Origin of the sequence: Arthrobacter vasquezii, assembly GCF_029455255.1 — a bacterium.
GTDB classification, from domain to species: Bacteria; Actinomycetota; Actinomycetes; order Actinomycetales; family Micrococcaceae; genus Arthrobacter_D; species Arthrobacter_D parietis.
In genome coordinates this window covers 1-1,356 of record NZ_JAROKN010000122.1, presented here as the reverse complement: position 1 = coordinate 1,356, position 1,356 = coordinate 1, and the positions used below count along the sequence as shown (strand labels likewise).

Sequence of the window (1,356 nt, the reverse complement as noted above, 5' to 3'; positions counted from 1 at the left end):
CGGTGATTGGTGATTCCTCGACCAGTGGTGCTGATTCTGGTGCTGAGGGTTCGACCTCCGGTGACACCAGCAGCGGTGGTGGTTAATGCGTCGGAGGCGCTGCGGGCGCCGCTGTCGATCGCCGTCGTGCCGTTGCTGGGCGTGCTCGCGGTGCAGGTGTTGATTCTCGTGCTTGCGGCGTGGTTTTACGGCGAGCGCGTGAAGCGGCAGGCGCTCACGCCGGCGTTGGCGGTGGATGCGCTGTGAGCCTGTATCGGCTGTTGCGCCGCGAGTTCCGGCACTCCCGCTGGCCCTCGGTACTGGTGGCGTCGATTGTGCTGGTGGTCTCGGCGTTGCTGTGCGCATGGCCGCGTGCGGTGGACTCGATGTATACGGCGGACCTGCAGGAGTCGGTGTCCGAGCTTGCGGGATCCCAGCAGGCAGTCCGCGCATTCAGCACGTCCTTTCCGCCGCTTGAGGACTTCGACCGCGCCTTCGACGAGACGGACATTGACGGGGCCACCGAGGACGCACTCGCCACCATTCGGGAAGACCTGGCCGAGCCGCTTGGCTCAGTCCTCGGGAAGGGCCGCTGGTTGGCTACCGGCGTCAACTCGAGCATCGGGCCGCTGCCCGACGGTATCCGCGAACTGGTGCTGAACTACGCCGTTGACGTGCAGGCACTCGAGCACATCGAGTTGGTGGAGGGCGCGCTGCCGGGTCCGCCGCCGGAAGAGTACGGCGAGGATCCGGTGGAGATTCTCCTCTCGCGGGACTCCGCCGCGTCAGCGAAGTGGCCGGTCGGCGAGGAGCGGAACGTTGCCGTCTTCCTGCCGGGTCAATCCGGCGATGAGGGCAACAAGGTGCGGTCGCAGCCGATTGTGCTGAGCGGCATCTACGCGCCGAAGGACCCCGATTCCCCCTACTGGAGCCTGAACAACACGCTGCTCTCAGCGGCCGAGGACTTCAATCCGGACACCGGCACGGCCGTGAATGCAACGGCCTTCGTCTCCCCCAGGGCGTTCCCGTTCCTCTCGCGAGCGGCTGACCATGTGCAGACCTCCTACTGGTACCCGGTGTCCACCGACTCCCTGACCGCCAGCACAGCACCGCAAACCGCCGCGCAGCTGCGTGAGTTCCTCGGGACGCCGCACACCGTTCCCTCCACCTCCCCGTTGCCGACCACTGTCGTTTTCGGGTCCGAAACGCCGGACGCGATAGCCGATGCCACCCAGCGTGCCGCGTCGACCAACCAGATTCTCGCGCTGCTGGCTTCCGGGCCGCTTGGCGTGTGCCTGGCAACTGCCGCCCTTGCGGTACGGCTTCTCCTCGAACGACGGCGGGGCGCGCTGGCTCTGGCGTCGGCGCGCGGGGCCA

The 1,356-nt window shown here is 67.3% G+C and carries 2 protein-coding genes; both read left to right on the top strand.

The annotated features are described in order from the left end of the window. The first annotated feature begins 24 nt into the window (after positions 1–24). Entirely contained in the window at positions 25–246 is a 222-nt protein-coding gene (locus P4U43_RS17890; protein WP_277359948.1) for a hypothetical protein, read from the top strand. After that, the coding region (locus P4U43_RS17885) for a hypothetical protein (RefSeq protein ID WP_277359947.1) at positions 243–1,356 on the top strand (1,114 nt) is incomplete at its 3' end. The genes P4U43_RS17890 and P4U43_RS17885, both read left to right, overlap by 4 nt.